Source organism: Desulforhopalus sp. (assembly GCA_030247675.1).
In the GTDB taxonomy this organism is placed as follows: domain Bacteria; phylum Desulfobacterota; class Desulfobulbia; order Desulfobulbales; family Desulfocapsaceae; genus Desulforhopalus_A.
The window spans coordinates 176,726-203,218 of the sequence record JAOTRX010000010.1; the positions used below are offsets into that span (position 1 = coordinate 176,726).

At 52.2% G+C, this 26,493-nt stretch carries 26 protein-coding genes and 1 tRNA gene; 18 read left to right on the plus strand and 9 right to left on the minus strand.

Annotation, left to right across the window (positions count from 1 at the left end; all coding sequences use genetic code 11):
• Nucleotides 1–114 precede the first annotated feature (114 nt).
• The 11 genes from OEL83_19070 to der all read left to right on the plus strand — a co-directional run bounded on the left by OEL83_19070 (nucleotide 115) and on the right by der (nucleotide 10,766).
• A complete protein-coding gene (locus OEL83_19070; protein ID MDK9709150.1) occupies nucleotides 115–897 on the plus strand; it encodes an enoyl-CoA hydratase-related protein in 783 nt (260 codons plus the stop codon).
• Nucleotides 898–920: 23 nt separating this feature from the next.
• The gene (locus OEL83_19075) at nucleotides 921–2,078 is read left to right on the plus strand and encodes an acyl-CoA dehydrogenase family protein (protein ID MDK9709151.1); all 1,158 of its coding nucleotides are present in this window, start codon (nucleotides 921–923) and stop codon (nucleotides 2,076–2,078) included.
• 69 nt (nucleotides 2,079–2,147) lie between these two features.
• Nucleotides 2,148–2,690 carry a nitroreductase family protein gene (locus OEL83_19080; protein ID MDK9709152.1) on the plus strand — a complete coding sequence of 181 codons (543 nt, stop codon included), beginning with the start codon at nucleotides 2,148–2,150 and terminating at the stop codon, nucleotides 2,688–2,690.
• A gap of 101 nt (nucleotides 2,691–2,791) precedes the next feature.
• A complete protein-coding gene (locus OEL83_19085) occupies nucleotides 2,792–3,964 on the plus strand; it encodes a DUF1343 domain-containing protein (protein MDK9709153.1) in 1,173 nt (390 codons plus the stop codon).
• A 5-nt stretch (nucleotides 3,965–3,969) separates the two neighbouring features.
• On the plus strand, nucleotides 3,970–5,046 hold the full coding sequence (gene lpxD, locus OEL83_19090; protein ID MDK9709154.1) for a UDP-3-O-(3-hydroxymyristoyl)glucosamine N-acyltransferase: 1,077 nt from the start codon (nucleotides 3,970–3,972) through the stop codon (nucleotides 5,044–5,046).
• On the plus strand, nucleotides 5,039–5,491 hold the full coding sequence (fabZ, locus tag OEL83_19095; protein ID MDK9709155.1) for a 3-hydroxyacyl-ACP dehydratase FabZ: 453 nt from the start codon (nucleotides 5,039–5,041) through the stop codon (nucleotides 5,489–5,491). The genes lpxD and fabZ overlap by 8 nt, the downstream gene beginning before the upstream one ends.
• Before the next feature lie 143 nt (nucleotides 5,492–5,634).
• Entirely contained in the window at nucleotides 5,635–6,432 is a 798-nt protein-coding gene (lpxA, locus tag OEL83_19100; protein ID MDK9709156.1) for an acyl-ACP--UDP-N-acetylglucosamine O-acyltransferase, read from the plus strand.
• A gap of 14 nt (nucleotides 6,433–6,446) precedes the next feature.
• Entirely contained in the window at nucleotides 6,447–7,292 is an 846-nt protein-coding gene (lpxI, locus tag OEL83_19105) for a UDP-2,3-diacylglucosamine diphosphatase LpxI (protein MDK9709157.1), read from the plus strand.
• A gap of 21 nt (nucleotides 7,293–7,313) precedes the next feature.
• Nucleotides 7,314–8,201, plus strand: coding sequence for a sugar phosphate nucleotidyltransferase (locus tag OEL83_19110; protein ID MDK9709158.1), 888 nt, complete (start codon nucleotides 7,314–7,316; stop codon nucleotides 8,199–8,201).
• 37 nt (nucleotides 8,202–8,238) lie between these two features.
• On the plus strand, nucleotides 8,239–9,309 hold the full coding sequence (locus OEL83_19115) for a phosphotransferase (protein ID MDK9709159.1): 1,071 nt from the start codon (nucleotides 8,239–8,241) through the stop codon (nucleotides 9,307–9,309).
• A gap of 98 nt (nucleotides 9,310–9,407) precedes the next feature.
• Nucleotides 9,408–10,766 (plus strand): ribosome biogenesis GTPase Der, encoded by a 1,359-nt coding sequence (gene der / locus OEL83_19120; GenBank protein MDK9709160.1) that lies wholly within the window; start codon nucleotides 9,408–9,410, stop codon nucleotides 10,764–10,766.
• Between the two features lie 64 nt (nucleotides 10,767–10,830).
• Here der and OEL83_19125 read toward each other — a convergent pair whose 3' ends face one another.
• The 3 genes from OEL83_19125 to ftsY all read right to left on the minus strand — a co-directional run bounded on the left by OEL83_19125 (nucleotide 10,831) and on the right by ftsY (nucleotide 14,319).
• On the minus strand, nucleotides 10,831–12,018 hold the full coding sequence (locus tag OEL83_19125) for a pyridoxal phosphate-dependent aminotransferase (GenBank protein MDK9709161.1): 1,188 nt from the start codon (nucleotides 12,016–12,018) through the stop codon (nucleotides 10,831–10,833).
• An 81-nt stretch (nucleotides 12,019–12,099) separates the two neighbouring features.
• The gene (locus tag OEL83_19130; protein ID MDK9709162.1) at nucleotides 12,100–12,927 is read right to left on the minus strand and encodes a DnaJ domain-containing protein; all 828 of its coding nucleotides are present in this window, start codon (nucleotides 12,925–12,927) and stop codon (nucleotides 12,100–12,102) included.
• 120 nt (nucleotides 12,928–13,047) lie between these two features.
• Nucleotides 13,048–14,319, minus strand: a complete 1,272-nt coding sequence (ftsY, locus tag OEL83_19135; protein ID MDK9709163.1) for a signal recognition particle-docking protein FtsY — start codon at nucleotides 14,317–14,319, stop codon at nucleotides 13,048–13,050.
• 413 nt (nucleotides 14,320–14,732) lie between these two features.
• Here ftsY and OEL83_19140 point away from each other — a divergent pair, with 413 nt between their 5' ends.
• From OEL83_19140 to selB, 3 genes are all read left to right on the plus strand, one after another.
• The gene (locus tag OEL83_19140) at nucleotides 14,733–15,689 is read left to right on the plus strand and encodes an Mrp/NBP35 family ATP-binding protein (protein MDK9709164.1); all 957 of its coding nucleotides are present in this window, start codon (nucleotides 14,733–14,735) and stop codon (nucleotides 15,687–15,689) included.
• Between the two features lie 96 nt (nucleotides 15,690–15,785).
• On the plus strand, nucleotides 15,786–16,412 hold the full coding sequence (locus tag OEL83_19145; protein MDK9709165.1) for an MBL fold metallo-hydrolase: 627 nt from the start codon (nucleotides 15,786–15,788) through the stop codon (nucleotides 16,410–16,412).
• 85 nt (nucleotides 16,413–16,497) lie between these two features.
• Entirely contained in the window at nucleotides 16,498–18,429 is a 1,932-nt protein-coding gene (selB, locus tag OEL83_19150) for a selenocysteine-specific translation elongation factor (GenBank protein ID MDK9709166.1), read from the plus strand.
• A gap of 51 nt (nucleotides 18,430–18,480) precedes the next feature.
• On the opposite strand, the gene tilS is transcribed toward selB, so the two are convergent.
• Complete coding sequence (gene tilS, locus OEL83_19155; protein ID MDK9709167.1) at nucleotides 18,481–19,947, minus strand: tRNA lysidine(34) synthetase TilS; 1,467 nt, start codon at nucleotides 19,945–19,947, stop codon at nucleotides 18,481–18,483.
• A 90-nt stretch (nucleotides 19,948–20,037) separates the two neighbouring features.
• On the opposite strand from tilS, the gene OEL83_19160 reads away from it, so the two are divergent.
• Nucleotides 20,038–20,460 carry a response regulator gene (locus tag OEL83_19160; protein MDK9709168.1) on the plus strand — a complete coding sequence of 141 codons (423 nt, stop codon included), beginning with the start codon at nucleotides 20,038–20,040 and terminating at the stop codon, nucleotides 20,458–20,460.
• A gap of 44 nt (nucleotides 20,461–20,504) precedes the next feature.
• Nucleotides 20,505–20,837: an Hpt domain-containing protein gene (locus OEL83_19165; protein MDK9709169.1), complete on the plus strand. Its 333-nt coding sequence runs from the start codon at nucleotides 20,505–20,507 to the stop codon at nucleotides 20,835–20,837.
• A gap of 34 nt (nucleotides 20,838–20,871) precedes the next feature.
• Here the strand turns inward: OEL83_19165 and mpl are convergent, their stop codons facing one another.
• A complete protein-coding gene (mpl, locus tag OEL83_19170) occupies nucleotides 20,872–22,320 on the minus strand; it encodes a UDP-N-acetylmuramate:L-alanyl-gamma-D-glutamyl-meso-diaminopimelate ligase (protein ID MDK9709170.1) in 1,449 nt (482 codons plus the stop codon).
• Entirely contained in the window at nucleotides 22,317–22,511 is a 195-nt protein-coding gene (locus OEL83_19175) for a hypothetical protein (protein MDK9709171.1), read from the minus strand. Before OEL83_19175 ends, mpl begins: the two co-directional genes overlap by 4 nt.
• 338 nt (nucleotides 22,512–22,849) lie before the next feature.
• Here OEL83_19175 and OEL83_19180 point away from each other — a divergent pair, with 338 nt between their 5' ends.
• Entirely contained in the window at nucleotides 22,850–23,170 is a 321-nt protein-coding gene (locus tag OEL83_19180; GenBank protein ID MDK9709172.1) for a cupin, read from the plus strand.
• Nucleotides 23,171–23,264: 94 nt separating this feature from the next.
• On the plus strand, nucleotides 23,265–24,251 hold the full coding sequence (locus OEL83_19185) for a cyclic nucleotide-binding domain-containing protein (GenBank protein MDK9709173.1): 987 nt from the start codon (nucleotides 23,265–23,267) through the stop codon (nucleotides 24,249–24,251).
• A gap of 206 nt (nucleotides 24,252–24,457) precedes the next feature.
• Here the strand turns inward: OEL83_19185 and OEL83_19190 are convergent, their stop codons facing one another.
• From OEL83_19190 to amrB, 3 genes are all read right to left on the minus strand, one after another.
• Nucleotides 24,458–25,237: a hypothetical protein gene (locus tag OEL83_19190; protein MDK9709174.1), complete on the minus strand. Its 780-nt coding sequence runs from the start codon at nucleotides 25,235–25,237 to the stop codon at nucleotides 24,458–24,460.
• A 241-nt stretch (nucleotides 25,238–25,478) separates the two neighbouring features.
• A tRNA-Gln gene (locus tag OEL83_19195) sits at nucleotides 25,479–25,552 on the minus strand.
• Between the two features lie 110 nt (nucleotides 25,553–25,662).
• Complete coding sequence (gene amrB / locus OEL83_19200) at nucleotides 25,663–26,469, minus strand: AmmeMemoRadiSam system protein B (protein ID MDK9709175.1); 807 nt, start codon at nucleotides 26,467–26,469, stop codon at nucleotides 25,663–25,665.
• Between the last annotated feature and the right edge of the window lie 24 nt (nucleotides 26,470–26,493).

Below are 26,493 nucleotides of genomic sequence, written 5' to 3' on the forward strand. Positions count from 1 at the left end.
GTGTTGCGAAGAGGCTGGCACGGGACGGCTCGCCCAAAACCGCATGCTGATGCTGGTTCCGAGGCCGAAGACCACTGATATTTCTTGACGTTTTTAATTCTTGGAGGGCAGAGGATGGAGTTTCAAAACATTACGCTGGTAAAGGAAGAGGCAATCGCCACGGTGACCATCAACCGGCCAAAGGCGCTGAACGCATTGAACCTGGACACCTTGATGGAGATGCGCCAGTGCTTCAGGGAGCTTGGCGAAGACCGGCAGATTCGGGTGGTTATCATCACCGGAGGAGGGGAGAAGGCCTTCGTCGCCGGTGCCGACATCGCCTATATGCAGGCGCTTGAACCGGCCCAGGGGAAGATCTTCGGCAAACTTGGCCACGAGGTGCTGCGCACCATTGAATACCTGCCCCAGCCGGTCATTGCCGCCGTCAACGGCTTTGCTCTGGGTGGCGGCTGTGAATTGGCCCTTGCCTGCGATATTCGCTTTGCTTCCAGTAACGCCAAGTTCGGTCAGCCCGAGGTGAATCTCGGAATAATCCCCGGATTCGGCGGCACGCAGCGTCTGCCGCGCCTTGTCGGCAAGGGCCTGGCCAACGAATTGCTGTTTTCCGGCAACATCATCGATGCGGAAGAGGCCTGCCGAATCGGCCTGGTCAACAAGGTCTTCTCCCCGGAGAACCTGATGATTGAGTGCCGTGCACTAGCGGCAAAAATTGCCTCGCGCGGTCCGGGGGCGGTACGTCTGTGCAAGGAGGCAGTCAATAACGGCATGGAGCTTGATCTCACCCGGGCCTGTGTCTATGAGGCCGACCTTTTTACCCAGTGTTTCAGCAGTGCCGATCAGCGGGAAGGGATGCTCGCCTTCCTTGAAAAGCGTGCCCCGAATTTTCAGGACAAATAACAAAAACGATAGGATAAACACCTATGAACTTTGATCTAAGCGAAGAACAGCGGCTGATCCAGGAAACGGCACGGGAGTTTGCGGCCGTCGAATTGGAGCCGGCGGCGGCCGGGCTTGACCGCGGTGAAGACGACGCCATTTTCTATACCAATCTCAAGAAATTGGCTGAGCTTGGTTTTATGGGCCTTAATATCCGTGATGAGTACGGCGGTTCTGAGGCGGGCACCGTGGCCTTCAGCCTGGCCATGACCGAGATTGCCCGGGCCTGCGCCTCGACGGCGGTCACGGTGTCGGTAAATAACATGGTCGGCGAGGTCATTCAGGCCCTCGGCAACGATGAACAAAAGAAAAAATACATAGCCCGGATCTGTAGCGGTGAATATCCTGCCGGGGCCTTTGGGCTTACCGAGCCGGGTGCCGGTTCCGATCCGGCCGGGATGACCACCACGGCGGTGCGCGATGGTGAGGATTGGGTTCTTAATGGTTCGAAGATCTTTATCACCAGCGGCTCCTGTGCCGGGGTCTTTGTCGTCTGGGCGGTGACCGACCAGACAGCCGCCAAAGGAAAGGGGATCAGCCTTTTCCTCGTTGAAGCAGGGACGAAGGGGCTGATTGTCGGCAGAAAAGAGGAAAAAATGGGGCAGCATGCCTCGCCCACCAACGAGATACTTTTTCAGGATTGCCGTATTCCCGCTTCGGCCATGATGGGCAAAGAAAACGACGGTTTTCGCGCGGCTGTGGCCGAATTGGCCGGAGGACGGATCGGAATTGGCTCCCTGGCGCTTGGTATCGGTCTTGCGGCGATGGACAAGGCCACCCGCTACTCCTTGGAGCGTGCCCAGTTTGGCAAAAAGATCAGCCAGTTTCAAGCCATCCAGTGGAAGATCGCCGACATGTACACCGATCTTGAGGCGGCAAGACTTTTGCTGCTCCATGCCGCCTTCAAAAAGGAACAGGGCCGACCCTATGCCAAGGCGGCCTCTATGGCCAAACTCTTTGCCTCGGAAGCGGCCAACCGGGCCTGCTACGAGGCAATGCAGATCTTCGGCGGCTACGGCTACACCCGCGAATTCCCCATTGAGCGTTACGCCCGTGATGCCCGGATTACCGCGATATACGAGGGAACCAGTGAGATCCAGCGGCTCATCATCGCCAGAGAGATTTTGAACGAATTTTCTTGATAGGGACAATTGATCCGGGTTGTGAGGCAAACTCCAACCCTGTCACAGGAAAGCTCAGGAGGGAAGGAGATGGACGATATCATCAGGAGCCGGCGGAGCATCCGGCGTTTTCAGGATAAAGAGGTGGCGAGCGAGACTCTCACTGAGCTCTTTGATGCAGCGCGCTTTGCCCCTTCGTGGGGAAATTTGCAGTGTTGGGAGCTTATCGTGGTCCGCCAGCCGGAGGACAAACTCCAGCTGGCGGGTCTGCTCACGGCCAAGAATCCCGCTACCAAATGCACCGAGACCGCGCCGGTTATTCTTGCCATCTGCGGCAATCCGCAAAAATCAGGCTACTATAAAGGGGTGCAGGTGACCAGATACCAACACTGGTTTCTCTACGATCTCGGCATCATCAGCCAAACCCTGTGTCTCAAGGCCTGGCAGCTGGGCCTGGGGTCGGTGATCGTCGGTTCCTTCGACCATAAGGCCGCCGAGGCGCTGCTCGGTGTGCCGGAAGGGTACGAACTAGTGTCGCTCATCGCCCTCGGTTACCCGGATCATGATCCGCCGGCCCCGAAGCGGCGGGAGATAGGGGATTTTGTCCATTATGATCGTTTTACCGGGTCTTGATCCTTCCCCATCACCATCTTCATTTTGACATTTCTTGTTTCCGCCGGTAAGATAGCAGGCTCGCTCAGAAATCGTCCCTACTCATTCTTCCTGCGGAAACTATGTTACAAATAGGCCTTGAGGTCTTTCTCAACGAATCCCTACCCGACTCCCTGCTTGGCAAAAGGTTCGGGTATCTCGCCAATCAGGCATCCACCGTCCGCGGATTGGTGCATGGACGAATCCTTCTGCAAAAAAAGCTCGACAAGCAGCTGACCTGCCTGTTTTCCCCGCAACACGGTTTTTTCTCGGAAAAACAAGATAATATGATCGAATCCGAGCATTCGCTTGATGCCGCCACCGGATTGCCAATCTTCAGCCTGTACGGTGAACACCGCCGACCAACGGCGGAGATGTTTGCCGGTCTTGATGTGCTGCTCATTGATCTGGTCGATGTCGGCACCAGGGTCTATACTTTTTTATATACCATGGCCTATTGTCTTGAAGTGGCCGCCGAGCTCGGTAAACAGGTTGTTGTCCTTGACCGGCCCAACCCTGTCGGCGGCGACAGAATTGAAGGCAATCTGTTGCAGGCTGACTGCATTTCATTTGTCGGCCTGTATCCCTTGCCCATGCGTCACGGCCTGACCTTTGGTGAGCTTGCCCTTTTTATCAACAAGGAATTTACCATCGGCGCCGAGGTGACGGTGGTGAAGATGCGCGGCTGGCGGCGCAATATGCTGTTCCGCGACACCGGCTTTCCCTGGGTGGCACCATCTCCGAATATGCCCACCCCCGAGACGGCCCTGGTGTATCCCGGACAGGTGCTTTGGGAAGGAACCAACGTCAGTGAGGGCCGGGGGACGACCCTTCCCTTTGAATTTGTCGGCGCCCCGTATTGGCGCCATGATGCCATGCTGCATCAATTGACGGGCATTGACCTGCCGGGGTGCTTCCTGCGGCCGATTGTCTTCCAGCCGACTTCCGGCAAATGGGCCGGTGAGGCGTGTCATGGCTTTCAGATCCATGTCACCGATCCCAGGACGTATCAGTCCTATCGCACCAGTCTCGCTCTTTTGCAGGCGGCAATGCATCTTTACCGAAAGGATTTCCGCTATAAGGAGCCACCCTATGAATACGAATATCAGCGGCTACCGCTTGATCTGATCCTTGGCAGTCGAAGGGTTCGCGAGGCCCTGGAAGGGGGGCAGGATGTGCTGGAACTTGAGGCTACCTGGCAGGATGAACTGAACAGCTTTGAAGGTACCAGAAAAAACTATTTTCTTTATTCGTGAACGGTATGAACGAAAAACAACTCACTTTGGATACCCTCGCCGCCATGGTGCAGGGGGAAGTGGTCGGTGATAAAACGCTGGTTATTAGCGGTGTTGCGCCCCTGGAAAGTGCCGGGCCAAGGGATATTTCCTTTCTTGCCAAGGCAAATCAGGCCGACCAGTTAGAGGTCACCGGCGCCGGAGCGGTGCTCGTGCCACGCGGGGTTACCGGGAAAGACAATCTGCCGGTGATTCAGGTCCGCGATCCCTATCTGGCGGTGGCGATCATTCACAACCATTTCTTGGACGAACCTTTTGTCGCAACCGGTGTCCATCCCCGCGCCTTTGTCGGTGTAGATTGTGCGCTGGGTCATGCGATTTCCATCGCCCCTCTGGCGGTACTCGGTGAGCGGGTGCGGATCGGCGAACGGGTCACTATCGAGGCCGGAGTCGTTATCGGCGACGATGTACAGATCGGCGACGACACCACCATCAAGGCCAATGTCACTATTTATAAAGGTTCAGTGATCGGCAAGAGGGTCACTATCCACTCCGGGACAGTCATCGGCAGTGACGGCTATGGCTACGCCGCCAACGAGCGGGGCGAGCACATCAAGAGGCCGCAAGTGGGTACGGTCAGGATCGACGATGATGTGGAGATCGGCGCCAACACCTGCATCGACCGGGCGACTTTTGGGATCACCTGGATCAAATCCGGGACAAAAATAGACAACCTGGTACAGGTCGCCCACAATGTCGTCGTCGGCGAGAACAGCCTGCTGGTATCGCAGGTGGGAATCGCCGGTTCAACCACCCTTGGTCGCAATGTGGTTCTGGGTGGACAGGCCGGCACCGCCGGCCATCTGGTCATCGGCGATCAGGTAATGGTTGCCGCACGGGGTGGAATCCATAATAATCAACCGAAAGGGGCGGTGGTTGGCGGAGCCCCGGCCATCCCCATCCGCCAGTGGGCAAAATGCAGTGCGGTGTATGCAAAACTGCCGGAGCTGCAAAGTCAAGTAAGAGCTAATACCAAGGCCATTGCCGAAATGATCGGCCGGGCGAAGGATGAAGAAGAGTCAAGGAGAGCATCTGATGAGTGAAACTGTAATACCTGAAAAAATTGATATCGTAGAGATTCTCAAGCTGTTGCCGCATCGTTATCCCTTTGTCATGGTTGATAGAATACTTTCCCTTGAGCTCGGCAAGGAGATTGTCGGCCTGAAAAACGTGACGATCAACGAGCCGTTTTTCCAAGGCCATTTCCCGGCAAGGCCGGTAATGCCCGGGGTATTGATCCTTGAAGGGATGGCCCAGGTGGGTGGGATCATGGCCTACTATGGCAGTCCTGAGGCCATCGGCAATAAATTACTGTTCTTTGCCGGGATCGATAAGGCCAGGTTCAGAAGACCGGTTGTGCCCGGCGATCAGCTGATTTTTACCTTGAAACTCCTTAAGGAAAAGCGATCGATCATGATGATGGGGGCAACTGCCACCGTTGATGGCCAGCTGGTAGCTGAGGCCGAACTCATGGCGTCGTTTTCATAACTGGTGTACTATGGCCGGGCCGAAAAGACTTGCAATAGTAGAGCGGAGCAAGTAAGGAGAGCAGCTCTCCTTCCCCGAAAGTCATAATAAGGTATCAATTTCGAGAACTCGACCCGTTCTCGTCCTTTATAAGAAGAGAAAATATGCCCATACATCCAACAGCAGTAGTTGATCCCCAGGCCGAACTTCATTCCTCCGTTATCGTTGGGCCCTATGCCGTTATCGGTGCTCAGGTGCGCATCGGCGCCGGCACCAAGGTGGAGCCCCACGCCGTCATTAATGGCCCGACGACCATCGGCGAGCGAAATCTCATAGGCTCGTTTTCAGTAATTGGCGGTGCCCCTCAGGATCTCAGCTATAAGGGGGAGCCGACCGAATTGATTATCGGCTCGGACAACCAGATCCGTGAATTTGCCTCGATCCATCGCGGGACCCCGAGCGGTCATAAGAAAACGGTTATCGGCAACCATAATCTGCTCATGGCCTACACCCATGTGGCCCATGACTGTGTTATCGGCAACCACGTCATCATGGCCAACGTTGCTACCCTCGCCGGTCACGTTGAGGTCGGCGACCGGGCATCCATTGGGGGTCTCGTCGCCATTCATCAATTCTGCCGCATTGGCACCTTCAGCTATATCGGCGGTGTGTCGGGGATCAGTCTCGATGTGCCGCCCTATGTCATTATCGCTGGAACGAGAAACCGGACGCGAATCTCCGGTGTCAACAAGGTTGGGTTAAAGCGTAATGGCTTCAGCCGCGAGACCATTAAAAATCTCGACGAGGCCTTCAGGATAATCTTCAGAACGCCGAATCTGCTGATGAAAGATGCCATCGAGGTGGCGAAGAACGAGTATCCGGAATGCCCGGAGGTACAGACCCTGGTGAAGTTTTTCGAAGACTCGAAACGCGGCGTGGTCAAGCAGACAGTTGAGGATTAAGCGGTACGGTTGGCATGGCAAGTGATCCGCAGACAATTGGGATTATTGCCGGTGGTGGGCAATTCCCCCGGCTTTTCATTGACGCGGCCCATAAAGAGGGACGACGGGTAGTTGTCGTTGCCCACAAGGGCGAAACCGATGAACAGGTCGCTGCCGCGGCCGATGCCGTTGTTTGGGTAAAGCTCGGGCAGCTTGGCAAGGTGATTAACTTTCTGCACAAGGAGGGAGCGGGAGAGACGGTTTTTCTCGGCACCATCACCAAGACCAAGATCTTCCGCGATGTCCTGCCGGATTTTAAGGCCTTGTCATTGTGGAATAAAATCGACCGGAAGCAGGACGACGCCATTCTCCGGGCCTTTGCCATGGCCCTTGAAAAAGAAGGCATAAAGGTTCTCGAATCGACCATTTACCTTCGACACCTGCTCTTTCCGGCGGGTGTATTGACAAAGAAGAAACCCTCCCAGGCCCAGCGGCAGGACATCGCCTTCGGCTGGCAGAATGCCCGGGCCATCGGCAAGCTCGATATTGGGCAATGCGTCGTCGTTCGCGATTGCACGGTCCTGGCGGTTGAGGCGATCGAGGGTACCGATGCGGCCATCCTTCGCGGCGGCACGCTCGCCAAAGAAAAGGCGGTTGTCGTCAAGGTGAAGAAACCAGGCCAGGATTTCCGCTTCGATCTGCCGGCAACCGGGCTCACCACAATCAAGACCCTCCAGCAGGTGAAGGGGGCGGTTCTGGCGGTAGAGGCGGGACAATCGCTGCTTTTTGACAAGGTGGCGATGATTGCCGAGGCCAATAAAGCGGGGATTGTCGTGGTCGGCGTAACTGAAAGCGAGGACGGTTCCCTGCGCATGGAATAGCTCGTCATTGTCAGGAGAAAGATGCAAGCAATGATTCTGGCCGCGGGCTTCGGCACCAGGCTGTTACCACATACACAGATTCGTCCAAAACCCCTTTTCCCGATAGTCAACCAGCCGCTGCTGCTCCTTATCATCAAACGGTTACAGAACCTGGGTTTCGACCATATTATCGTCAACTGCCACCACCTGCGCCAGCAGATTGTCGTCGCTCTCCAGGGCATGAAGGGTGTGGTTGTCCAGGAGGAAGAGCGTATTCTCGGTACCGGCGGCGGGCTTCGCCGGGCGCTTGCCCTGATGCATGACGAACCACTGCTGATTTGTAATGGTGATATCTATCATACCGTCGATCTCCTTGATTTGTATCAATGGCATTGCGCCGGCGGCCGGCCTGTTACTCTCGCGCTGCATGACTTTCCCCGGTTTAATTCGTTGCAGGTTGCAGATGGGAAGATTGTCAGGTTCACCGGGCTTGTCGATTTCTCGTGTTTAGCCTTTACCGGTCTGCATGTCATCGACCCGGTTATACTCAAGGGTATTGCTGATGGTGAATATTCATGTATAATCGACCATTACCGAGGTATTGTTGAGAAAGGAGTTGAGATTGCCTGCTACCGGACCGACGGCAGTTTCTGGACAGATATGGGGACTCCGGATGACTATCTCCTGCTGCATCAGGGACTCCTGACCGGGACCATTCCCGCCTGGGAAGAGATCGGCACGTTGCGCCGGCCTTTTTGTGTCGATCATAAGGCAAGGCTTGGCAGGCAGGTTACCATGCGGGATTGGGTGAGTCTGGGATGTGCCAATATCGGTGATGGTTGTCAGCTTCAGCGGGTGGTGGTTTGGGATGATGTCGTGATTGCAGATGGCAGCCGGCTGGCCCAGACAATTATCTCTTCCAATTATTGAGCGAAATACAAGGTACCTCCTTCCGATGGTGAACCAATTGTCTGATCCTGAGATTCTGCAATGCGCCGCCCAACTTTTGGTAAGCAGTGGGATGTTGTCTGTCTACGAGGCGGAAAGAGCTCTGGTCGGTGACTCCTGTCAAGCGATTCGCAGCGATGGTTCGACGAGAAGATTTTGGCGACTGCGTGTAGACGGCAAGCCCCTCTGCATCATTGTTGCCCCGGCCGGTGGAAGCCCTGCTGAACTCGCCGAAGCGCGTTCGGCCTGGTTGATCGGTAACCACCTTCGTTCTTGTGCCGTGCCGGTGCCGGAGCTTTACGGATGGGATGAAGAAAAAGGGATCTTGGCCTTTGAGGATCTTGGCGATGTCCGCCTCCATGACCTTGCCGCAAAGCAAAAGGGCGAGTATTTTCAGAATGCCGAACAAATATCAAACCTCTATCGGGAGGTGCTGCGTAATCTTGCCAATATGCAGATTGTTGGCGCCACAGGCTTTGATCCGGCTTGGTGCTGGGATACCGGGCGCTACGATGTGCCGCTGATGCTCGAACGGGAATCGGGGTATTTCCTCAGGGCCTTTTGTCATGGGGTTGTAGGGCAGGAAGATACCGGCAGGGTTGAGGAAGAGTTCCAAGATATCGCGGTAATAGCAGGCAGTGCACCGGCTGAATTCTTTCTCCATCGCGATTTCCAGTCGAGGAACATCATGGTACAGGAAGGAACAGTGAGGTTTATCGATTTTCAGGGTGGCCGATTTGGTCCGCTCGGCTATGACCTGGCGTCTTTACTCATCGATCCTTATACTTCTCTACCACTGCAGTTTCAAGAAGAGCTACTGGACCAGTATGTGGGTATTATTGCCAGCAGGTGCTCCGGTTGTGAAATTAATTTTAATAAATATTACAAATTCTTGGCAGTTCAAAGAAATTTACAGATTGTTGGCGCCTTCGCCTTTTTATCAAAGGTGAGGGGAAAGGTGTTTTTTGCTAAATTCTTACTTCCGGCCTTGGTGTCGCTCCGCGATCGGCTGGAAGATAGCCATTTTTCCGGATATCGGCGGCTGCACAATCTGGTCGATCAAGGCCTAGCTGTCCTTGTGAATCACTGAAGGAAACTGCAGGATCGCTTAGTCCCCAAGTCATAGACAGTTTTCCCTTGTAGCACACTGCCGGTTTAGGGCAGGCTCAGTTCATAATAGGTTACCCAATGTCATCTACCTCGCATTCACCCATCGTCGCCCTTATCGGACGCCCAAATGTCGGCAAATCTACCTTGTTTAACCGTATTACCAAGTCGCGCAAGGCCATTGTCGATCCCACCCCCGGGGTTACCCGCGACCGCCACTACGATCGGGTGGTCTGGGAGAACAAAGGCTTTATTCTCGTCGATACCGGCGGCATTGATGACAACTCCGAGGATGCCATGGTCCAGCATATTCGCGACCAGGCCATGCTTGCCATCGAAGAGGCGGATATCGTCCTTTTTCTTCTTGACGGTAAAGAGGGGATTACCCCAGCCGATTGGGAGGTTGTGGAAATCCTCCGCCGCTCTAAGAAGACGGTGTTCCATGTGGTCAACAAGATTGATGGACCGGACAAGGAACAAGAACGCCTGGCACCATTTTACGAGATGGGGGTTGAGGAGCTGTGGCCGCTGTCGGCTGAACACACTTATGGATTTACAGACTTGATGGATGGCCTGTGTGCCGCTATTAAAAGTGACGAATACCAGGATATTATTTTGCCGGAAGGTACTGTGAAGGTTGCCTTCTTCGGCCGTCCGAATGTCGGCAAATCGTCAATGATCAATAAGATTCTCGGTGAAGACCGCATGGTGGTTTCGGAAATCTCTGGGACCACACGGGATTCTGTCGACACCATGGTGACCCACGGCAAATACAGCTATCTGTTTATCGACACGGCGGGAATTCGCCGCAAGGGCAAGACCACCGAGAAGCTTGAAAAATTCAGCATTCTCAAATCACTCGCGGCAATGAGCAGGTGCGATGTGGCGGCAGTGCTCATCGATGCTGATGAGGGCATTACCGAACAGGACACCAAGGTGATCGGCTACATCCTTGAAGAGGGGCGGGGGCTCATTGTCCTCGTTAATAAATGGGATCTGCTTGAGAATGACAAAAAGCGCCAGCAGGCAGTTATGGCTGAGGTCGGCAGGGCCTTGCCGTTTATCGGTTTTGCTCCGGTGCTCAATGTCTCGGCCCTCACCGGTTATGGGATTAAGCGCCTTTTCCCGGTCATCGGTTCGGTTTTTCGTCAATATACCGCCAACTTCCCAACCTCTGCCCTGAACAGGTTGCTGCAGGAGGCGGTGGATGCCCATTCGCCACCTATCTATAAGAATAAACGTCTGAAATTCTACTATACGGCACAGATCGGTACCCGCCCGCCGAAATTTGTGGTTATGACCAACAGCTCAAAAGGGGTGCATTTCTCCTATGAACGGTATCTGGTGAACAGGTTCCGGGAGGGACTTGGCCTTGATAAGGTGCCCATTAAGCTGATTTTCAAGGATAAAACCGAACAGCGGCAGAAATCGGGAGGGTGAGCGGAAGGTGTTGCTGGAGAGGAATACCAGGGGAGGCCATGCGGCCTCCCCTTTGTCGTTGATATTACAGTGATTTTGCCTTGGCGAGGGCCCGTTTAAAACCTTCCGCGGACCTGGCGATGACCTCGCCGGGGACACAGAAGGCAATGCGCATATGGCCGGGAGAGCCGAAGCCGATGCCGGGAACGGTAAGAATTTTTTCTTCAAGCAGCAATGAAACAAAGCGTACATCATCGGCCAGGGGGGTCTTCGGGAAAACGTAAAATGCCCCCTTGGGCGGTGTGAAATCGTAGCCGGCATCGCTGAGAATGGCGCATATCATTTCTTTGCGCCTGGCATACAGGGAGATATCGACGCTTGCGTCCTGCAGTTCCGCCACCACCCGCTGCATGAGGGCCGGGGCGTTGACGAAGCCGAGGATGCGGTTGGCAAGGGTCAAGGCGTCAAGGAGGCTGGCTTTCTCGTCTATCTCCGGATGTACAGCCAGGTAGCCGATACGTTCGCCCGGCAAGGAAAGGTCCTTTGAATAGGAAGAGACGACAATGCTGTTTCTGTAGGCGGTGAAGATGCTGGGCACCTCGTGGCCATCAAAGATAATTTTCCGGTAGGGTTCATCGGCTATGAGGTAGATGGTACTGTCGAGCCGGTCTCCTGCCAGGGTGAGCAGTTCACCGAGTGCCCACAATGCCTCGGCGGAATAGATCTGTCCGCAGGGATTATTGGGGGAATTGATGATGATTGCCTTGGTTTTTTCGGAGATGGCTGCTTCGATGGCCTCCAGGTCGAGATTGAATTCCTCGTCGGTTTTGACAATCTTGGCGACCCCGCCATGGTTGTCGATATAAAAACCGTATTCAACAAAATAGGGGGCGAGAATGATGACCTCGTCGCCGGGGTTGAGGATTGCCTTGAGGACGATATTCAAACCGCCGGCCGCGCCGCAGGTCATAAGCATGTCGCCGTTACTGATGGCTATCTGTTGCTCGGCGGACATCCGCCCGGCGATGGCCTCCCGCACCCAGGGATAACCTCCGTTGGGCATATAGGAATGCACGCCGGGGCTGGTGTCTTTGATGATTTCCTGAATCACTTCATTATATTGGGGTGGTGGGGGGGCATCCGGATTGCCGAGGCTGAAGTCGCAGACATTTGCCGCTCCATGGTCTGCCTTCATCCGTGCGCCTTCTTCAAACATCTTCCGTATCCAGGAAGATTTCGCTGCAAAGAGTTTCATTTTTTCAGAAACGGCCATTGATATTCTCCTTGTTGATCCTCAATTATTTTTCGTATCTCCCTGAGCGGTAAATCATTCAGGAAGGTATTTTGCATGCGGTTACTGTTTCTTGAAATAGTCGTAGGCATGGTTGATTTCCTTCATCTTTTCCTCGGCGACGGCCCGGAATTCATCTCCCAGGTGGCGAACTTTGTCAGGATGATACTGCATGCTCAACTTGCGATACGCCTTCTTGATCTCTTCAAAGTCGGCACCTTTGGGCAAACCGAGAGTGGCGTAATGCTGCTCGGCCATGTCTTGGCTTGGCGCCCCGGCCTGCTGGCCGCGATAACGGTATTTTGCCTCCATAGTCCGCTGCTCATAGCTGGGAATATCAAGAAATACCGCAATATACCGGGCAATTTCCAGCTCCTCTTCGGGTACGCTCGCTTTGGTGAAGAGCATCTGGTACACCAGTTCGAGGAGGATGATGCGCGGTTCGTAAGCGAAGGTCGATTTGAATTCATTCAATAAGGCATCAAGGGACTGGTCAGTATTAGTCGCCTCTTTGATCAAATCCTTCACCCAAAGCATCTGGGTTTGATTGTAATGCAGGGAATACTGGAAGAAGCGGTGAATGGTCTGGATTTCCTCGCGGCTTATCCGTCCGTCAATCTTGGCAATATAGATGAGAATCTGAACAAGGAGTGAGACAAAGCTGTTATGGCTCTCCGTTTGCGACTGCTCGTAGGTGGCGACCTTCTTTCTCGCCCAAAAGGTAAATCCCCAAAACAGCGCGACAAAAAGCAGAACACTGGCCAGACCGGTGTAGACGAGCGCCCCGAGAAAGGAAATCAGGGCCGGTGCACCTCCAGATACGAAGATCAGGAAAAGGATGATAAGTAAACATCCTCCACAGCCTGGCTGTTGATGACGTTGATAGTGCATAGAAGGGGCTCCGAGGGGCTGATCAGGTTCTTCTTTAAAAGTGAGGTGTTGGCTTTCCCTGGGCAGGATTGAGCGATTACCCAGGGAAGTTATGCCTTTTTTGGTGCCTCAGCTGCGGGTTTAAGAATCTTTTCTTTTCGATTGAAAAAGTGCGTCGGCAAAGTCAGCGGAGTTAAAATCGCGGAGGTCATCGATCTGCTCGCCGATCCCGATGAAACGAATGGGTATCTTCATTCCCTTGCAGATATTGACAACGATACCGCCCTTGGAGGTGCCGTCCAATTTAGTAAGGGTAAGGCCGGTGACGCCAATTGCCTCGTTAAAAAGCTTGGCTTGGGAAATACCGTTCTGGCCGGTCGTCGCATCGATTATCAGTAAGACTTCATGGGGGGCACCGGGCAACTTTTTATCCATTACCCTTTTTATTTTCTTCAATTCTTCCATGAGGTTATTGTTGGTGTGCAGGCGGCCGGCGGTATCAACGAGGACCACGTCGATGTTTTTCGATTGGGCGATGCCGAGGGCGTCAAAGACCACCGATGAAGGGTCGGCCCCTTCTTTATGGGCGACCACCTGGACATTATTCCGCTCACCCCAGATTTGCAGCTGGGAGACCGCCGCTGCCCGAAAGGTATCACCGGCCGCCAGGAGGACGGAACTACCGGCCTGCTTAAATTTATGGGCGATTTTGCCGATCGTCGTGGTTTTGCCGACACCGTTGACGCCGATAACCATGATGACAAAGGGGCCTTTGTCGGGCATTACCATGCAGGCATCATCATCGTTTTCGGAGATGAAGGCCTTGATCTTGTCTTTTAAAACCTCTTTCAGGGAGTTGGGATCGGACAATTCTTGGCGCTTCACCTTGCGCCGGACGTATTCAAGGAGTTCCATGGTGGTTTCGACCCCGAGGTCGGCTGTGATAAGGATCTCTTCGAGATCGTCGAGCAGAGCAGCGTCGATTTCCTTTTTACCGAGAAACAGGGCATCAATCTGGTAGGTGAAGGTCTCGCGGGTCTTGCTGAGCTTTTCGGCCAGCCTGGTAAAGAGCGATTTCTTCTTCTTTTCTTTGTCCGCCACAAGTTCTGATTCTTTAATTACCTTGATAACAGGGGTGATAGAGCCAGGACCCTCAGTGATAGTTTTCGCATCTCCTGTTACTTCTCCAGATGTAGTTGCTGATTGCCGGTCCTCTGCAGCTAACTCTTGATTGCTTGCTGTTTCAGGGGCATTCTGTCCTTCCTGGGTCAAAGGTACTGCATGTTCTGGAATGATTTCCGCTTGTTCTGTACCTGCAAGGGGGACATCACCAGGCGATTCGTCAATGAGATCCTCCTGCTGAAGTTGAGTATCATCCTGTTTTTTAAATTTCTTTTTAAACCAACCTAGCATTGTTTATTCCTGGAGTTTTTAGCATCTGCGAAGACTTCTACGTCTGGTTATTAACCCCCGTGAGGGGATTGCAAAAGCAGGCATGAAAATTCTTCAAACAGTGCAGACCCGTTTGTCGGGGATAAGGAGCTGGAAATGGATAAAAGTGTACCAATGAACCATGTATCTTAAGGAGAGATAGCGAAATAAGCAACAAAAAGTCTCATGGTTGCTGGCCTTCTGTCCCCTGCAAGAGTTGCTGCAGGGTAATTATCTGCAGCAACCGGCCATAGGAGGCGGTTCAGGAAAGTGATTGCAATTCCGGGCAATGACATTACTGTAGTGGTTGTCGTTTTTGGCTGTGCGTTCGTGGCTATTGATTAGCCTGATCGAATAGTTATTTGGTTTATTATTGAGGATAAGGAGGATTGGCAATGGCTGGATCATGTGGTGGATCCTGTGGAACAACAACAAAAGAGGCTCAGCAAGCTGCCGCTGCACAGAAGGAACTTGCGATAACCCGGTCTCTTGGCAAGATAAAGAACAAGATATTGGTAATGAGCGGCAAGGGCGGCGTCGGCAAATCAACCGTATCGGTCAACTTGGCTCTGGGCCTTGCTCAGAAAGGATATCAGGTCGGCCTCATGGATGTCGATATCCATGGTCCCGATGTTATCCGGATGCTCAATCTGAAGGGGACGCTCACCCCCCCGGAATCCCCGGATGCACTGGTTCCGCCGCTTAAGTACAATGATAACCTTAAGGTGGTTTCCCTTGAGTATATGATGCGTGACAGGGACGAGGCGATCATTTGGCGAGGGCCCTTGAAAATTCAGGCAATCCGGCAGTTTGTTTCCGACATGGACTGGGGTAATCTCGACTATCTGGTAATCGATGCCCCTCCAGGTACCGGCGACGAGCCTCTGTCCGTCGCTCAGACCATTCCCCACGTTAAGGCGATTGTCGTGACCACTCCGCAAAAGGTGGCCCTGGCCGACGTGCGCAAGTCGATCAGCTTCTGTAAGACGGTAAAGGTGGAAATTGCCGGAGTTATTGAAAATATGTCCGGTTTCGTCTGCCCCCATTGCAACCAGACCGTCGACATCTTCAGTGCCGGAGGCGGAGAGTCCCTGGCCCGCGAGTTGGATTTGCCCTTTCTTGGTAAGATTCCCATGGATCCGAAGGTCGTCATGGCCGGAGATGAGGGCGCACCGTATTTGACCACCAATGTCGAAAGTCCGGCTAGTCAGGCTTTTGCCAGGGTTGTTGACGCGGTTGAGAGGCGATTGCCGGCAGTTGCCGCACCGGTACCTCCTGTGTCCCTGAAGGTTGCCCCGGCTAGTGCCGGGGGATGCGCATGCGGCGGCAGTTGTTCGCCTCAAGCCAAGTAGTTACAGCAGGCCCGGTATAGCGGGCTGAGAAATAGGGGGTTGACGGCACGGTTCTGTCAGCCCCCTCTCAACATCGACAGGAAAGAGTACCACGCTATGAAAATACATCAGATGATAGTTGGCTCCATGGCAGTCTGCTGTTATATCGTTGCCTGCGAAAAAACCGGCAAGGCTGCAGTTGTCGATCCTGGTGGCAACGAAAAAAAGATTCTCGATGCCATCAAGGACAAGGGCTATACGGTCGAGTATATAATTGCCACCCATGGCCATCCCGATCACGTCTGTGGTAATCGAAAGATCCAGGAAGCGACTGGTGCCAAGATCGTCATGCATAGGGCTGACTCTCGATTTTTTGGTGATCCCGAGGTGCAGGAATATTTCTCCATGCTCGGTCTTGAGCCCTCGCCGCCGGTTGACCTTGAGGTCGAAGACGGCGATGTCATCGCTATCGGCGAAGCCTCACTAAAGGTGATCCACACCCCTGGCCACACCCCCGGCGGTATGTGTTTGTACAATGCTCCCGATCTATTGACCGGCGACACCCTGTTTGTCGGTGGCCTTGGCAGGACCGATTTTCCCGGCGGTTCGCACGAGGAGCTGCTGGCCTCGATCCGCACCAAACTCCTGGTATTGCCACAAGAAACGGTGGTATGGCCCGGTCACGGCTATGGTGGGGATTGCTCGACCATTGGCCAGGAGAAGAACTCCAATCCGTTCTTCTGATTTACCGCCGGTTAACGGATATCATGATACCATGGTTTTTCCGGCAATCGGCATTTCCTCCATTCCCTCTGCCTCTTTGTAACGTATGCGAGAAATTGTCCTTGGTACCGCCGGCCATGTCGATCATGGCAAAACCAGTTTTATTCGCGCCCTGACCGGTTTTGAAACCGATCGGCTAAAAGAGGAAATCCAGCGCGGCATTACCATTGAACTTGGCTTTGCCTATCTGGATCTGCCCTGTGGCCACCGGATCGGTATCGTCGACGTGCCGGGCCATGAGAAATTTGTCAAGACAATGGTGTCCGGAGTTTCTGGCATCGACATTCTCGCTTTTATCGTCGCCGCCGACGAAGGCATAATGCCCCAGACTATAGAGCATTTTGAGATCTGTCGTTTGATGGGGGTGAAGCAGGGGATAGTCATCATTACCAAAAAGGATCTGGTGGAACCAGAATGGCTGGATATGGTGACAGAAGAGATAACCGATTTCTGCGCCGGCAGTTTTCTCGAAGGGGCGCCGGTTATCCATGTCTCGTCAACCACCGGTGAAGGGATCGATGTGGTTCGCGATACCCTGGACGGGATCGTCAGAAAACACGATTTTCATGAGGTGTTCGGCCCATTCAGACTATCGGTCGATAGGGTCTTTGCCATGAAGGGCTTCGGCTCCGTCGTCACTGGCACATCGGTCTCCGGGCGGATTTCGGTGGGAGAGGATCTGCGAATCTATCCGACCGAGCAGGTGGCCAAGATCCGCGGTATTCAGGTGCATTCTCAGGCGGTAAACGAGGTGGAGGCTGGACACCGGACCGCCATCAATCTGCAGGGCGTTGATGTGGCTGACATTGAGCGGGGCATGGTCCTTGCCACACCCGGTTCGCTTCAGGCCAATTATATTCTCGACTGCCAGTTTCTGTATCTGGCCGCCAATGCCAAACCCTTAAAACACCGGGCCAGGGTACGGGTTCATCTCGGCACCTCGGAAATACTCGGCCGGGTGTCGCTGCTTGACCGGGATGAACTGCAACCCGGCGATGAGGCCATAGTTCAATTGCTTCTTGAAAATACTGCATCGGTCTGGCCCGGTGACCGGTATGTTATACGGAGTTATTCTCCGGTAGCAACCATCGGCGGCGGCATGGTGCTCGGCAATGTCTCGCCGCGCAAGCGCAAGAGATTGTCGGAAAATGATCGTGCATATAACAGGGAGATCATGCCGATCCTCAAAGATGGCACGATAGAAGAAAAAGTGCTCTTTCTCCTCCGGGAAAGTGGCGAGCAGGGGCTTACCGCCGACGAACTAGCGATACGTATCGGCCTCTTTGGTAAGCACCTGAAAAAGGCCCTGAACGAACCGATCTCCACCAAAAAAATGGTTGTCGTCGATTCGGCATCTCAACGCTATGTGTCCGTTGAAATTTCCGAAAAGATGAAAGAAATGCTCATTGCACATCTGGTGGCTTACCATAAGAATAACCCTTTATATCAAGGGATTGCCAAGGAAGAGCTGCGTACCGGGCTCGGCCGGAAGATCGACCCAAAGGTCTTCCAATACTGTCTCAATGAGCTTCTTCGCAAAAATGTTGTGGTCCAGGAGGATTCTCTGGTCCGCCTTGAGGGGCACCAAGTTGCCCTCAAGGCGGATGAAGAACAGCTGCGCAAGGATATCGATGCCTGGTATCGGTCACGAGGGCTTTCCACGCCGACCATCAAGGAAACGATGGAACAATTTGGCGAATATCCACCTCAGCTGGTTAAAGAGATGCTCGACCTGCAGCTGCGAGACGGTCAGCTCTTCAAAATCAGTGAATCGCTGTACTATACCCGGGATTTGATTGAACCGCTCATAGCCTCGGTATTGCAGTATATGGAGAAAAACGGTGAGATTGACGCCCCGGCCTTTAAGGATCTCACCGGTTTGACAAGGAAATTTTCCATTCCGATTCTTGAGTACCTTGATCGGGTAAAAATCACCATGCGCATCGGTGACAAACGGGTTCTCCGCAGAAAAAGCTAGTCAAGTCTACCTTTTTGCCAAGCAGTCAGGGGAATCGTTGCAGATTCCCCTTCATCCTTGTTGTTCCAGCCAGCTGATTGCCAGCATGGTGTTTGTTTCCTCGGTGATCCGGTAGTTGTGGTCGATTTGCAGCCCGGGAAGAGCGATGATTTCCCTTCCGGAGACGAGGACAGGCCAGGCAGGCCGGTCTTTCGCCGGGATTTTCCGGTCGTTCAGATACCGGCTGACCTTTTTTCGGCCGGGTCCATTGCAGGGATGAAACACCTCTCCAGGAAGCGATGTCCGCAGCACAAGCGGGAAAGAGACCTTAGCCAGATCGATAAAGATTTGTCCACCGGTATCTTTCTCGAGCTGGGAAGCCGGCCGTTCCTCGATAACCAGCTGTTTTGCCGACTCAGGAACTGTATACCTGCCGGTCCCCGGAATGGACAGATAAATAGTCTTCGAAGGCGTCCTGGAGCCGCGTGTCCGGCCTTTGTCCAGTGGCCGGCACAGAATCAGCTGCGAGCCACGCCTTTCCGCTCGAACACCGTCTTCAAGGTGAATCTCCAGCCCGTTTCTCCCTTTGCAAAGATCGGTGAGAACAGAAATTTGCCGGTAGCTTGGCGGAGCCGCCATTTGCCAGCAGCAGCGTTCGAGGATCCTTCTGCCAAGTGCCGGATGGAGTTGACAAAATATCCGGCAATCAATGATCAGTTCTATACCCGATGAGGTTGTAAATGGTGGCTGGCTGGATTCCACGCATCGGGCAAAGGCAGCCTCCATCTGTTGTTGCAGGAAGTCTTCCTCTTCCCTCAGAATATCCATTGTTTGCAGGACCGTGTGCCGGATCGCCGGATTGAAGTCCCTGGTGAGCAAGGGCAAGAGCTCAAGCCGTACCCGGTTACGGAGGATGTGCCTGTCAAGATTGGATGAATCTTGGCACCATTGAACGCCCTGCATCTCCAGATAGGCAACGAGGCTGGCTTTGGTTTCTTTGAGGAGGGGACGAATGACGGTATCTCGGCGCATTTGCATGCCGGACAATCCTTTCATGCCGCTTCCACGGATGAGGCGGAGAAAAAATTCTTCGACTTGATCATCGGCTGTGTGTCCTACGGCGATATGCTCTGCATCACACACTTGGCGGAGCTCTTCCAGGGCGGCATATCGAAGAATTCTTGCTGCCTCCTCACGTGAGCGGCCTTCTTCAGCGACCATTTGCTGTACATCAACCTCTCTGGTGAAAAAGGGTACACCTAGCGCCTGGCAAGATCGAGCGATGGTAACACGTTCTTCAGGGATTTCCAGGGGGCGTAGGCCATGGTTGACATAGACTGCAAAAAGTTGCAATTGCAGGTCGACAGTTGCAAGGATGTGCAGGAGGGCGAGGGAATCGGCACCTCCGGACACAGCTACGACCACCTTGTCTCCCCGGACGGCCAGGCGGTTAGTGCGAATGACGGTGGCCACCCGGTGAATGATCTGCGGTGTCGACGATTTCCGGTATTTTTTGTTGCTCAGATATGCAGTTTTCATTTAATTATTGCTATCAGGTTGGTATATGTACGGATACTACCATGCGATGAAACATCTGGCACGACTCTATTCACGGGGAGTTTGCGGCATATGGGCAAGAAGCTGAATATCCTTATTGTCGAAGATGAGTATATCAGCAGGACTCTGCTGAAAGAAATGCTTACGCCCTTTGGTGATTGCCATACGGTCACCAATGGTGATGACGCTGTCTCTGTCTTGCAGCTTTCTTATGAAGATCCCCGGAGCAGGTACGATCTTGTTTGCCTGGACATTTTAATACCCGGAAAAAGCGGCCACGAGGTGCTGAGAGAACTTCGCCAGTTTGAGAATGTTAAGGGGATTTATGGTGTGAATTCGACAAAAGTGTTTATGGTAACTAATCTCGACGATGCAAAAAATATAATGGAGGCCTTGGTACTCGGACGTTGCGAGGTATATATGACCAAGCCGGTGAGTCGTTTGCACCTTGAGGAGCATCTTCGTACCCTGCACTTGATTGAGTGGTCCTGTTGACCATCATACAACGATAGATAATTCAACCTACGATTGGCAACATTGTGAAACAAAAACAGAGTGTTGAAAATATCAGACTGCATCTTACCGAACAATTCAATCTCCCCATGGAACAGATTGATATGCTGCTACCGAGCTTCTTGTCAACCTTGGGGACGCATATGTTCAATCTGGAAAGCGCCTTCGCCGAAAAAAATCCAGCTCAGCTTGGAAAGGTAGGTCACACCATCAAGGGTGCCTTTCTCAATCTTGGCTTGCAGGATTGCGCAAAGATTGCCCTTTCCATCGAGGAAAAAGGCAAGCAGGGCTGTAATCCATCAGATTTCCAAAAGCTTATCGAAGATCTGCGGTTGCTGGTTCAACCCGTGCTTGAATAGGCTACGCTACAGACGGTCACCATCCAAGATGGATTCAAGGTAGTGACTTGAGTTGCTCCAGCAGACGTTCATGAATATTATCGAAACCACCGTTTGAGAGAATTGCCACCACATCACCCTGGCGAAGGAGACTGATAAGCCTTTTCAGAATGGCGTCAGTCTCAGGGAGTGCCTCTGCTGTCAAATTCCGCTCATTCACCAGATCATTTGCCAGGCGCTCTGAAGAAAACAGTTCATCTGCAGATAAACCGTCGATGGGAAGAGGTTCCCGTAACAGAACCAGATCAGCTGCGTCGAAGGCCAGGACATAGTCTTTTTGAAAAACCGCCCTCCTTGACGAGTTGGTTCTCGGCTCGAACACCGCGATTAGTCGCTGGCCCGGATAGGCCGCCTTCAATCCATCAAGGGTTTCTTTGACGGCGGTTGGGTGATGGGCAAAATCATCGATCACCGTAATTCCATTTTCTATTCCTCGCACCTCCTGGCGCCGTTTCACACCCTCAAAACCCCGTAAACCGGCATCAATTGCCTCGAATCTAACCTGCAAGTGATCGAGTACCGCACAGACCGCTAGACTGTTGAGAGCGTTATGGCGACCGGAAAGGTTCACCGTCATTTGCTTCCAGGGAGAACCGTTTTTCAATACCCTGAAAAGAGTAGCATTATTTTCGGTATGGAGATCGTCAATGGCCCAAGTGCGTTCTCTGCTGAAGCCATAGCCGTGCACAGTGCAAGGGGCTTCAGCAGCAATTTCGGCAACGTTTGGATCGTCGAGATGGGCAACGAGGAGGCCATCTTTGGGTAGAAGGGCGACAAATTTTCTAAAGGCTTTTTTTATGGCAGCCAGGTCGGCGAAGATATCGGCATGGTCAAATTCGAGAGAGGTGATGATTGCCACGTGGGGCCGGTAATGGAGGAACTTGGATTCTTTGTCGAAGAAAGCGGTGTCGTATTCATCGCCTTCAGCAACAAAGAACCGGCCGTTGCCCAGGCGGAAATTGGTGCCGAATTGGCGGACAATGCCGCCAATCATAAAGGACGGGTCTAGTCCGGCTTTATACAAAGAGGTCGCCAACAGTGAACAGGTGGTGGTTTTGCCGTGGGTGCCGGCGACCACCAGAGAGGTGCGCGATTGAATAAAAAAATAGGCCAGTGCCTGGGGAAACGACAAATAAGGGATGGCCATTTCAGCCAGTGCTACCGCTTCCGGGTTTTTACGGGTAATAACATTGCCGACGATTACCAGGTCAGGAGCCGGTTGCAGGTTTTTTCCGTCATAGCCGCTTTGCACGGGGATTTTCAAGGAACTGAGAAAAACCGACATCGGTGGATAGACATGGTTGTCACTGCCGGTAACCGTATAGCCCGACTGCTGCAGCATGCCGGCCAGAGCCGCCATGCCTGTGCCGCAGATCCCCATCAAATGAACATGTTTGATCTTTGCCGGTGCAGAATTGAGATTTTCCGCGACCATCGAATTCATGATTTATTCCCTCGCACCGTCTTGTCTATCGTGCTGTAAATATTTGAGAATGTTGTTGCAAAGGTTGTCGGTGTTATCCTGCCGACCTCTATGAATTTCACCGTAATCTCTTTGGCGATCTTGAGAATGGTATCGTCATCAACTCCCTGAGGAAGCTTCGGATTTGCCAACGCTTTATTATCTCCAGCCATCAAATATCCTTGTTTTAGAACAAAAAATGAGCGCCTCCGCCGCATGAAGAAGGCCAGTTCGTCATAGAAGCGGCGGAGGCGCGGGTTGAGATCAAGAATAACCGGTTAAGCCATCCTTGCCACTGCACCACTAATACGGCAAATGGAGTATTTTTTCCAGGGATTGTTGGTGAAAGGGTATTTCTTTAAAGAGATATCTGGGAGCCTTGAAATTTCTTGATATTTGACTGAGGTCAAAGCGTGGATGCTAAGTTGTGTTATAGTAGAGGTGAAAGGGGATAAGAACATGATGGCACGTAAAGAAAACAGGATGTGATATTTAACCTCATGGAGGCATTATGAAATTGCTGGATCTCAATACAACTCGAGAATTTACCGAAGGGGCAATGAAACGATTTTTTCTTGTTGAAGATTCTGAATATTTCAAGATAATCAATTTTAATCTGCGAGCCGGGGTTACCTTTCCGGTGCATTCTCACGATTTGGATGGCGAATTATCGATCCAGGTTATCGAAGGCGAGGGCTATTTCCTTGGTGACAATGGGATGGAGATGCCTGCCAAAACCGGCAATATCCTCATCTCGCAAATCCGCGAACCCCATGGAGTTCGCGCAACAACTGATATGCGGATTGTGGTGACCATTGCACCGCCGATTTGATATTTCAGAATTTTCCAACTATTATGGGAGGGGAGGTCAGGCACAAGCCTTACCATTTGGATTTTTTGCTTTCAACCTGGAAAGGAGGTACATCGTGTCCCAAGATTCTCCCCCATCCCATCCGCCAAGTACTGAAGATATATCGCAGATTATCAGCAAGATGCTCAGTGAAATCGAAGCTGCTGCGAGGGCCAGGAATTTTAAACTGGCGGAGGAGTTGCACGAGAGCCTGGTAGTCAACTATCCGATGGCTCTCAGGGAGATTATTAAGGCCTCAGGGATAATTGAAGACGAAAAGACGGCTGGAATCGATCAGGTGCACCTGGCTTTGTGGGGCAAGCTCTATGATTCGCTCAGTGACGAGGAGCGTAACTGCCTGTACTACAGCATGAAACGGTATGTGCTGCGGCCGAAGACGATGATCTTGACGCACGGCCAAGTCAACAACCGGTTATTTTTAATCGAAAGAGGGCAAATAACGATTTTTTTCAAAAAAGACGGAAAAAGCTATGTTCTTGCTCAGTTGGGACCGGGAGATATCCTTGGAGAATATACGTTTTCGACAATTTCTCTTTGCTCAGCCTCGGCAATAAGCCATACGGAGGTGCAGCTGATGTGCTTGGAAAGTAAGGCTGCTGATGGCTGGGAGGATAGGTTTCCAGGTTTGTATGAAAAGCTCATCGACTTCTGCATGAAGGAAGGCAAGGTGGATGAGATCCTGCGCAACAAAAAATTGGAAAAAAGAACCCATCATCGTTTCCCGGCTTCCGGTCGGGTCAAGGCGATTCTTTTAACCAAAGATGGGAGTAAGTCGGATGTCGTTTTTGGCGGTGGACTGTCAGATATTTCAGTGAGTGGTGCGTGTTTTAGCATGCGATGCGCAAAAAGGTCTACGGCCAGGGCACTTCTCGCCAGGCATCTGTTCCTGGTGATTGCCGGAGACCAGGAACAGAATCCGGTAACAATATCAACTCGCAGCAGAGTGGTAAGGGTCTCCTTCCATCTCTATGGCGATTTTAGCGTGCATGTCAACTTCGATAAAGAATTGGCAGAGGAGTCTGTAAAGAGATTTGCAACATGAAGTGGATTCATGTGCTGGCGAAAAGAAGCAGTCTCTTGGAAGTACCTCGCAAGAAAATCCAAATAATATATATTATAACACATTGAATTGTCTGACAATATCGGTTGTGGAAATTAAAAACCCATCCTTACGTCTTGCATGCTGAATGATTCTTGCATCGCAAGGGAATACGTTTCGTTTGAGCAAGTAAGTTGCTCAAAGCAACTTTATTTCTTCGGCAGGGCGGCTATCGCCTTTCTTGCGTGAGACTTCAGGTTTACATGAACAGTTGCAGCGATAACCTTTTCTAGATCAGCTTTGTATTTTGCTTTTCCTGAGGTTCCTAGGCAATGGCACAAATAGCCAAGAGTATCAATTTCATACATTCTCTTAAATCGCTTTACATCACTCAATAAAGAATCATCGCCTCCGATACGTGTGACTTCCGCCAAGAGAGTGTCACGGACCATGTCGAAGACTTGCTCAGTACGCTCCTCTGATTTTTCGATATTGATCGCAGAAGTCCGCATCCATGAAGACCTTCCGGATTGCAGCATACGGATGTTTCTGCTCATTACTTTCGAATAACCAGTAATTGGTGCACCCCCAAGCTTCTGCGCAACTTCCTTGTGTAAAGTAATGCTTTCCTTGCAATGCCGACGCAACTTTTTATTGTACTCAGATTCGGCAACCTGCTTCAGTATTGGCAGGTATTGTTCATCACCTGTGCTGGCCAGTGCCGTACAAATCCAGGACATTTCATTGGTGTGATGCTTGCCTCTTTTTAGCGCAAACCCATTAATAAGCTTTGTTTTGATAAAATCATATACTTCTGGAGAATCGGCGGGAGAGTCCTCGAGGGATTTCAGGGCGCCAATTCTTGTATCGTAGTCGGGGGCGCTTAGTTTTTGCAAATAGTCAGTTTCTTCGGCAATTACCTGTCTTGTGACGGCAAAGAGAGCCAACGTGAAAGCAATTGTGACAACCATTTTTAGCGCTTTTTTCATGTTCCTGCTCCTTGTGATAAACTCATTTTTAGCAGTGAGTGGCAGATACATATATTGCCTCTGGTGAGTTTGTCGAGATATGTAAGAAGTATAGCTTTTTAGGAGAAGCCTTACAAACCTATTTCCAAAGAAGGGGCTGTTTTGTCGGTTGTCAACTTTGTTAGGGACCGGGGAGGGGCTAAAAGACATAGAAAAACAAAAAAAGCACCTGTCGGAAAACCAACAGGTGCTTGAATCGTCGTGGCTGGGGGACGAGGGCTCGAACCTCGATAAGCGGAGTCAGAGTCCGCCGCCTTACCATTAGACCATCCCCCAACTCTTCCAAATGGTCGCGGATTTATAAAAGATTTGGGAATGTGTGTCAAGCGAATTTCAGTTTTTACCGCAAGGGCCTAAGTTTCGTTTACTCAGATAAGCAGCTCAACTCAGCTATTTATTACCACTCCCGCATAGCCTACCACCTGGCCAATGTCTCCTGATACATACCCTGAATCAGTGTGGCCGACAAGGCGACTCTCTTTGCCGCCTTGTGCCTTGGCGGCGAGGATGGCTATCACTGCGGGAATTACCCCGCACATGGTGATGCGATTTTCAATTACGGTGTTGTAGAGATCGAAGGGATTCATTCGCTGGATACATTGCAGGGCGAGGCCGTCTTTCTTGTCTGTGGTCTTTCGCGATTCGTAATGGTTCATGTCGCTGGAGGCAACTATCAAGACATCCCTGGACGATTCGTGGATTGCCATGGATAGTGTCTCGGCCAGTGCTTGGCAATCCTTATAGGAAATGTGGGAAATTGTCAGGGGCACAATGCGTAGCTTTTTCTGGAGCACTTGCAAAAATGGAATCTGAACTTCCAGAGAATGTTCATGTTTATGGGCCAACTCGTCCACTTTCACCAGTTGTGAATGTTTGAGCACAAGTGTGCACATCTCCTGATCAACCGGTACACTACCCAGGGGCATGTTCCAAGTGGTAGTTGAAAGTGCGATTGGAACACCGAGGCCCCGATGATTTGGGCCGAGCAGTATCACCGTTTCGGGAATAGCAACTGAAGCGAATGTAGTAGCTGCAAGTGCGCCGGAGTACATATAACCGGCATGTGGAGATATTACAGCTAAAGCTTTTTGTCTTCCGGATGGAGGACTTGCCGGCAGGAGTTCAGCGAGAGTGAGGGCAAGTGCTTCCGGCGATCCCGGATAGAAACGGTCGGCAACTGCGGGCTGTCTCATTGGTTTCTCTTAACGGCTCCTCAT

What these genes read in the sequence shown, in the direction of transcription:
- OEL83_19070 (MDK9709150.1), top strand. Translation starts at nt 115, where the DNA reads ATGGAGTTTCAAAACATTACGCTGGTAAAGGAAGAGGCAATCGCCACG.
- OEL83_19075 (MDK9709151.1), top strand. Translation starts at nt 921, where the DNA reads ATGAACTTTGATCTAAGCGAAGAACAGCGGCTGATCCAGGAAACGGCA.
- OEL83_19080 (MDK9709152.1), top strand. Translation starts at nt 2,148, where the DNA reads ATGGACGATATCATCAGGAGCCGGCGGAGCATCCGGCGTTTTCAGGAT.
- OEL83_19085 (MDK9709153.1), top strand. Translation starts at nt 2,792, where the DNA reads ATGTTACAAATAGGCCTTGAGGTCTTTCTCAACGAATCCCTACCCGAC.
- lpxD (MDK9709154.1), top strand. Translation starts at nt 3,970, where the DNA reads ATGAACGAAAAACAACTCACTTTGGATACCCTCGCCGCCATGGTGCAG.
- fabZ (MDK9709155.1), top strand. Translation starts at nt 5,039, where the DNA reads ATGAGTGAAACTGTAATACCTGAAAAAATTGATATCGTAGAGATTCTC.
- lpxA (MDK9709156.1), top strand. Translation starts at nt 5,635, where the DNA reads ATGCCCATACATCCAACAGCAGTAGTTGATCCCCAGGCCGAACTTCAT.
- lpxI (MDK9709157.1), top strand. Translation starts at nt 6,447, where the DNA reads ATGGCAAGTGATCCGCAGACAATTGGGATTATTGCCGGTGGTGGGCAA.
- OEL83_19110 (MDK9709158.1), top strand. Translation starts at nt 7,314, where the DNA reads ATGCAAGCAATGATTCTGGCCGCGGGCTTCGGCACCAGGCTGTTACCA.
- der (MDK9709160.1), top strand. Translation starts at nt 9,408, where the DNA reads ATGTCATCTACCTCGCATTCACCCATCGTCGCCCTTATCGGACGCCCA.
- OEL83_19125 (MDK9709161.1), bottom strand. Translation starts at nt 12,018, where the DNA reads ATGGCCGTTTCTGAAAAAATGAAACTCTTTGCAGCGAAATCTTCCTGG.
- OEL83_19130 (MDK9709162.1), bottom strand. Translation starts at nt 12,927, where the DNA reads ATGCACTATCAACGTCATCAACAGCCAGGCTGTGGAGGATGTTTACTT.
- ftsY (MDK9709163.1), bottom strand. Translation starts at nt 14,319, where the DNA reads ATGCTAGGTTGGTTTAAAAAGAAATTTAAAAAACAGGATGATACTCAA.
- OEL83_19140 (MDK9709164.1), top strand. Translation starts at nt 14,733, where the DNA reads ATGGCTGGATCATGTGGTGGATCCTGTGGAACAACAACAAAAGAGGCT.
- OEL83_19145 (MDK9709165.1), top strand. Translation starts at nt 15,786, where the DNA reads ATGAAAATACATCAGATGATAGTTGGCTCCATGGCAGTCTGCTGTTAT.
- selB (MDK9709166.1), top strand. Translation starts at nt 16,498, where the DNA reads ATGCGAGAAATTGTCCTTGGTACCGCCGGCCATGTCGATCATGGCAAA.
- tilS (MDK9709167.1), bottom strand. Translation starts at nt 19,947, where the DNA reads ATGAAAACTGCATATCTGAGCAACAAAAAATACCGGAAATCGTCGACA.
- OEL83_19160 (MDK9709168.1), top strand. Translation starts at nt 20,038, where the DNA reads ATGGGCAAGAAGCTGAATATCCTTATTGTCGAAGATGAGTATATCAGC.
- mpl (MDK9709170.1), bottom strand. Translation starts at nt 22,320, where the DNA reads ATGAATTCGATGGTCGCGGAAAATCTCAATTCTGCACCGGCAAAGATC.
- OEL83_19175 (MDK9709171.1), bottom strand. Translation starts at nt 22,511, where the DNA reads ATGGCTGGAGATAATAAAGCGTTGGCAAATCCGAAGCTTCCTCAGGGA.
- OEL83_19180 (MDK9709172.1), top strand. Translation starts at nt 22,850, where the DNA reads ATGAAATTGCTGGATCTCAATACAACTCGAGAATTTACCGAAGGGGCA.
- OEL83_19190 (MDK9709174.1), bottom strand. Translation starts at nt 25,237, where the DNA reads ATGAAAAAAGCGCTAAAAATGGTTGTCACAATTGCTTTCACGTTGGCT.
- amrB (MDK9709175.1), bottom strand. Translation starts at nt 26,469, where the DNA reads ATGAGACAGCCCGCAGTTGCCGACCGTTTCTATCCGGGATCGCCGGAA.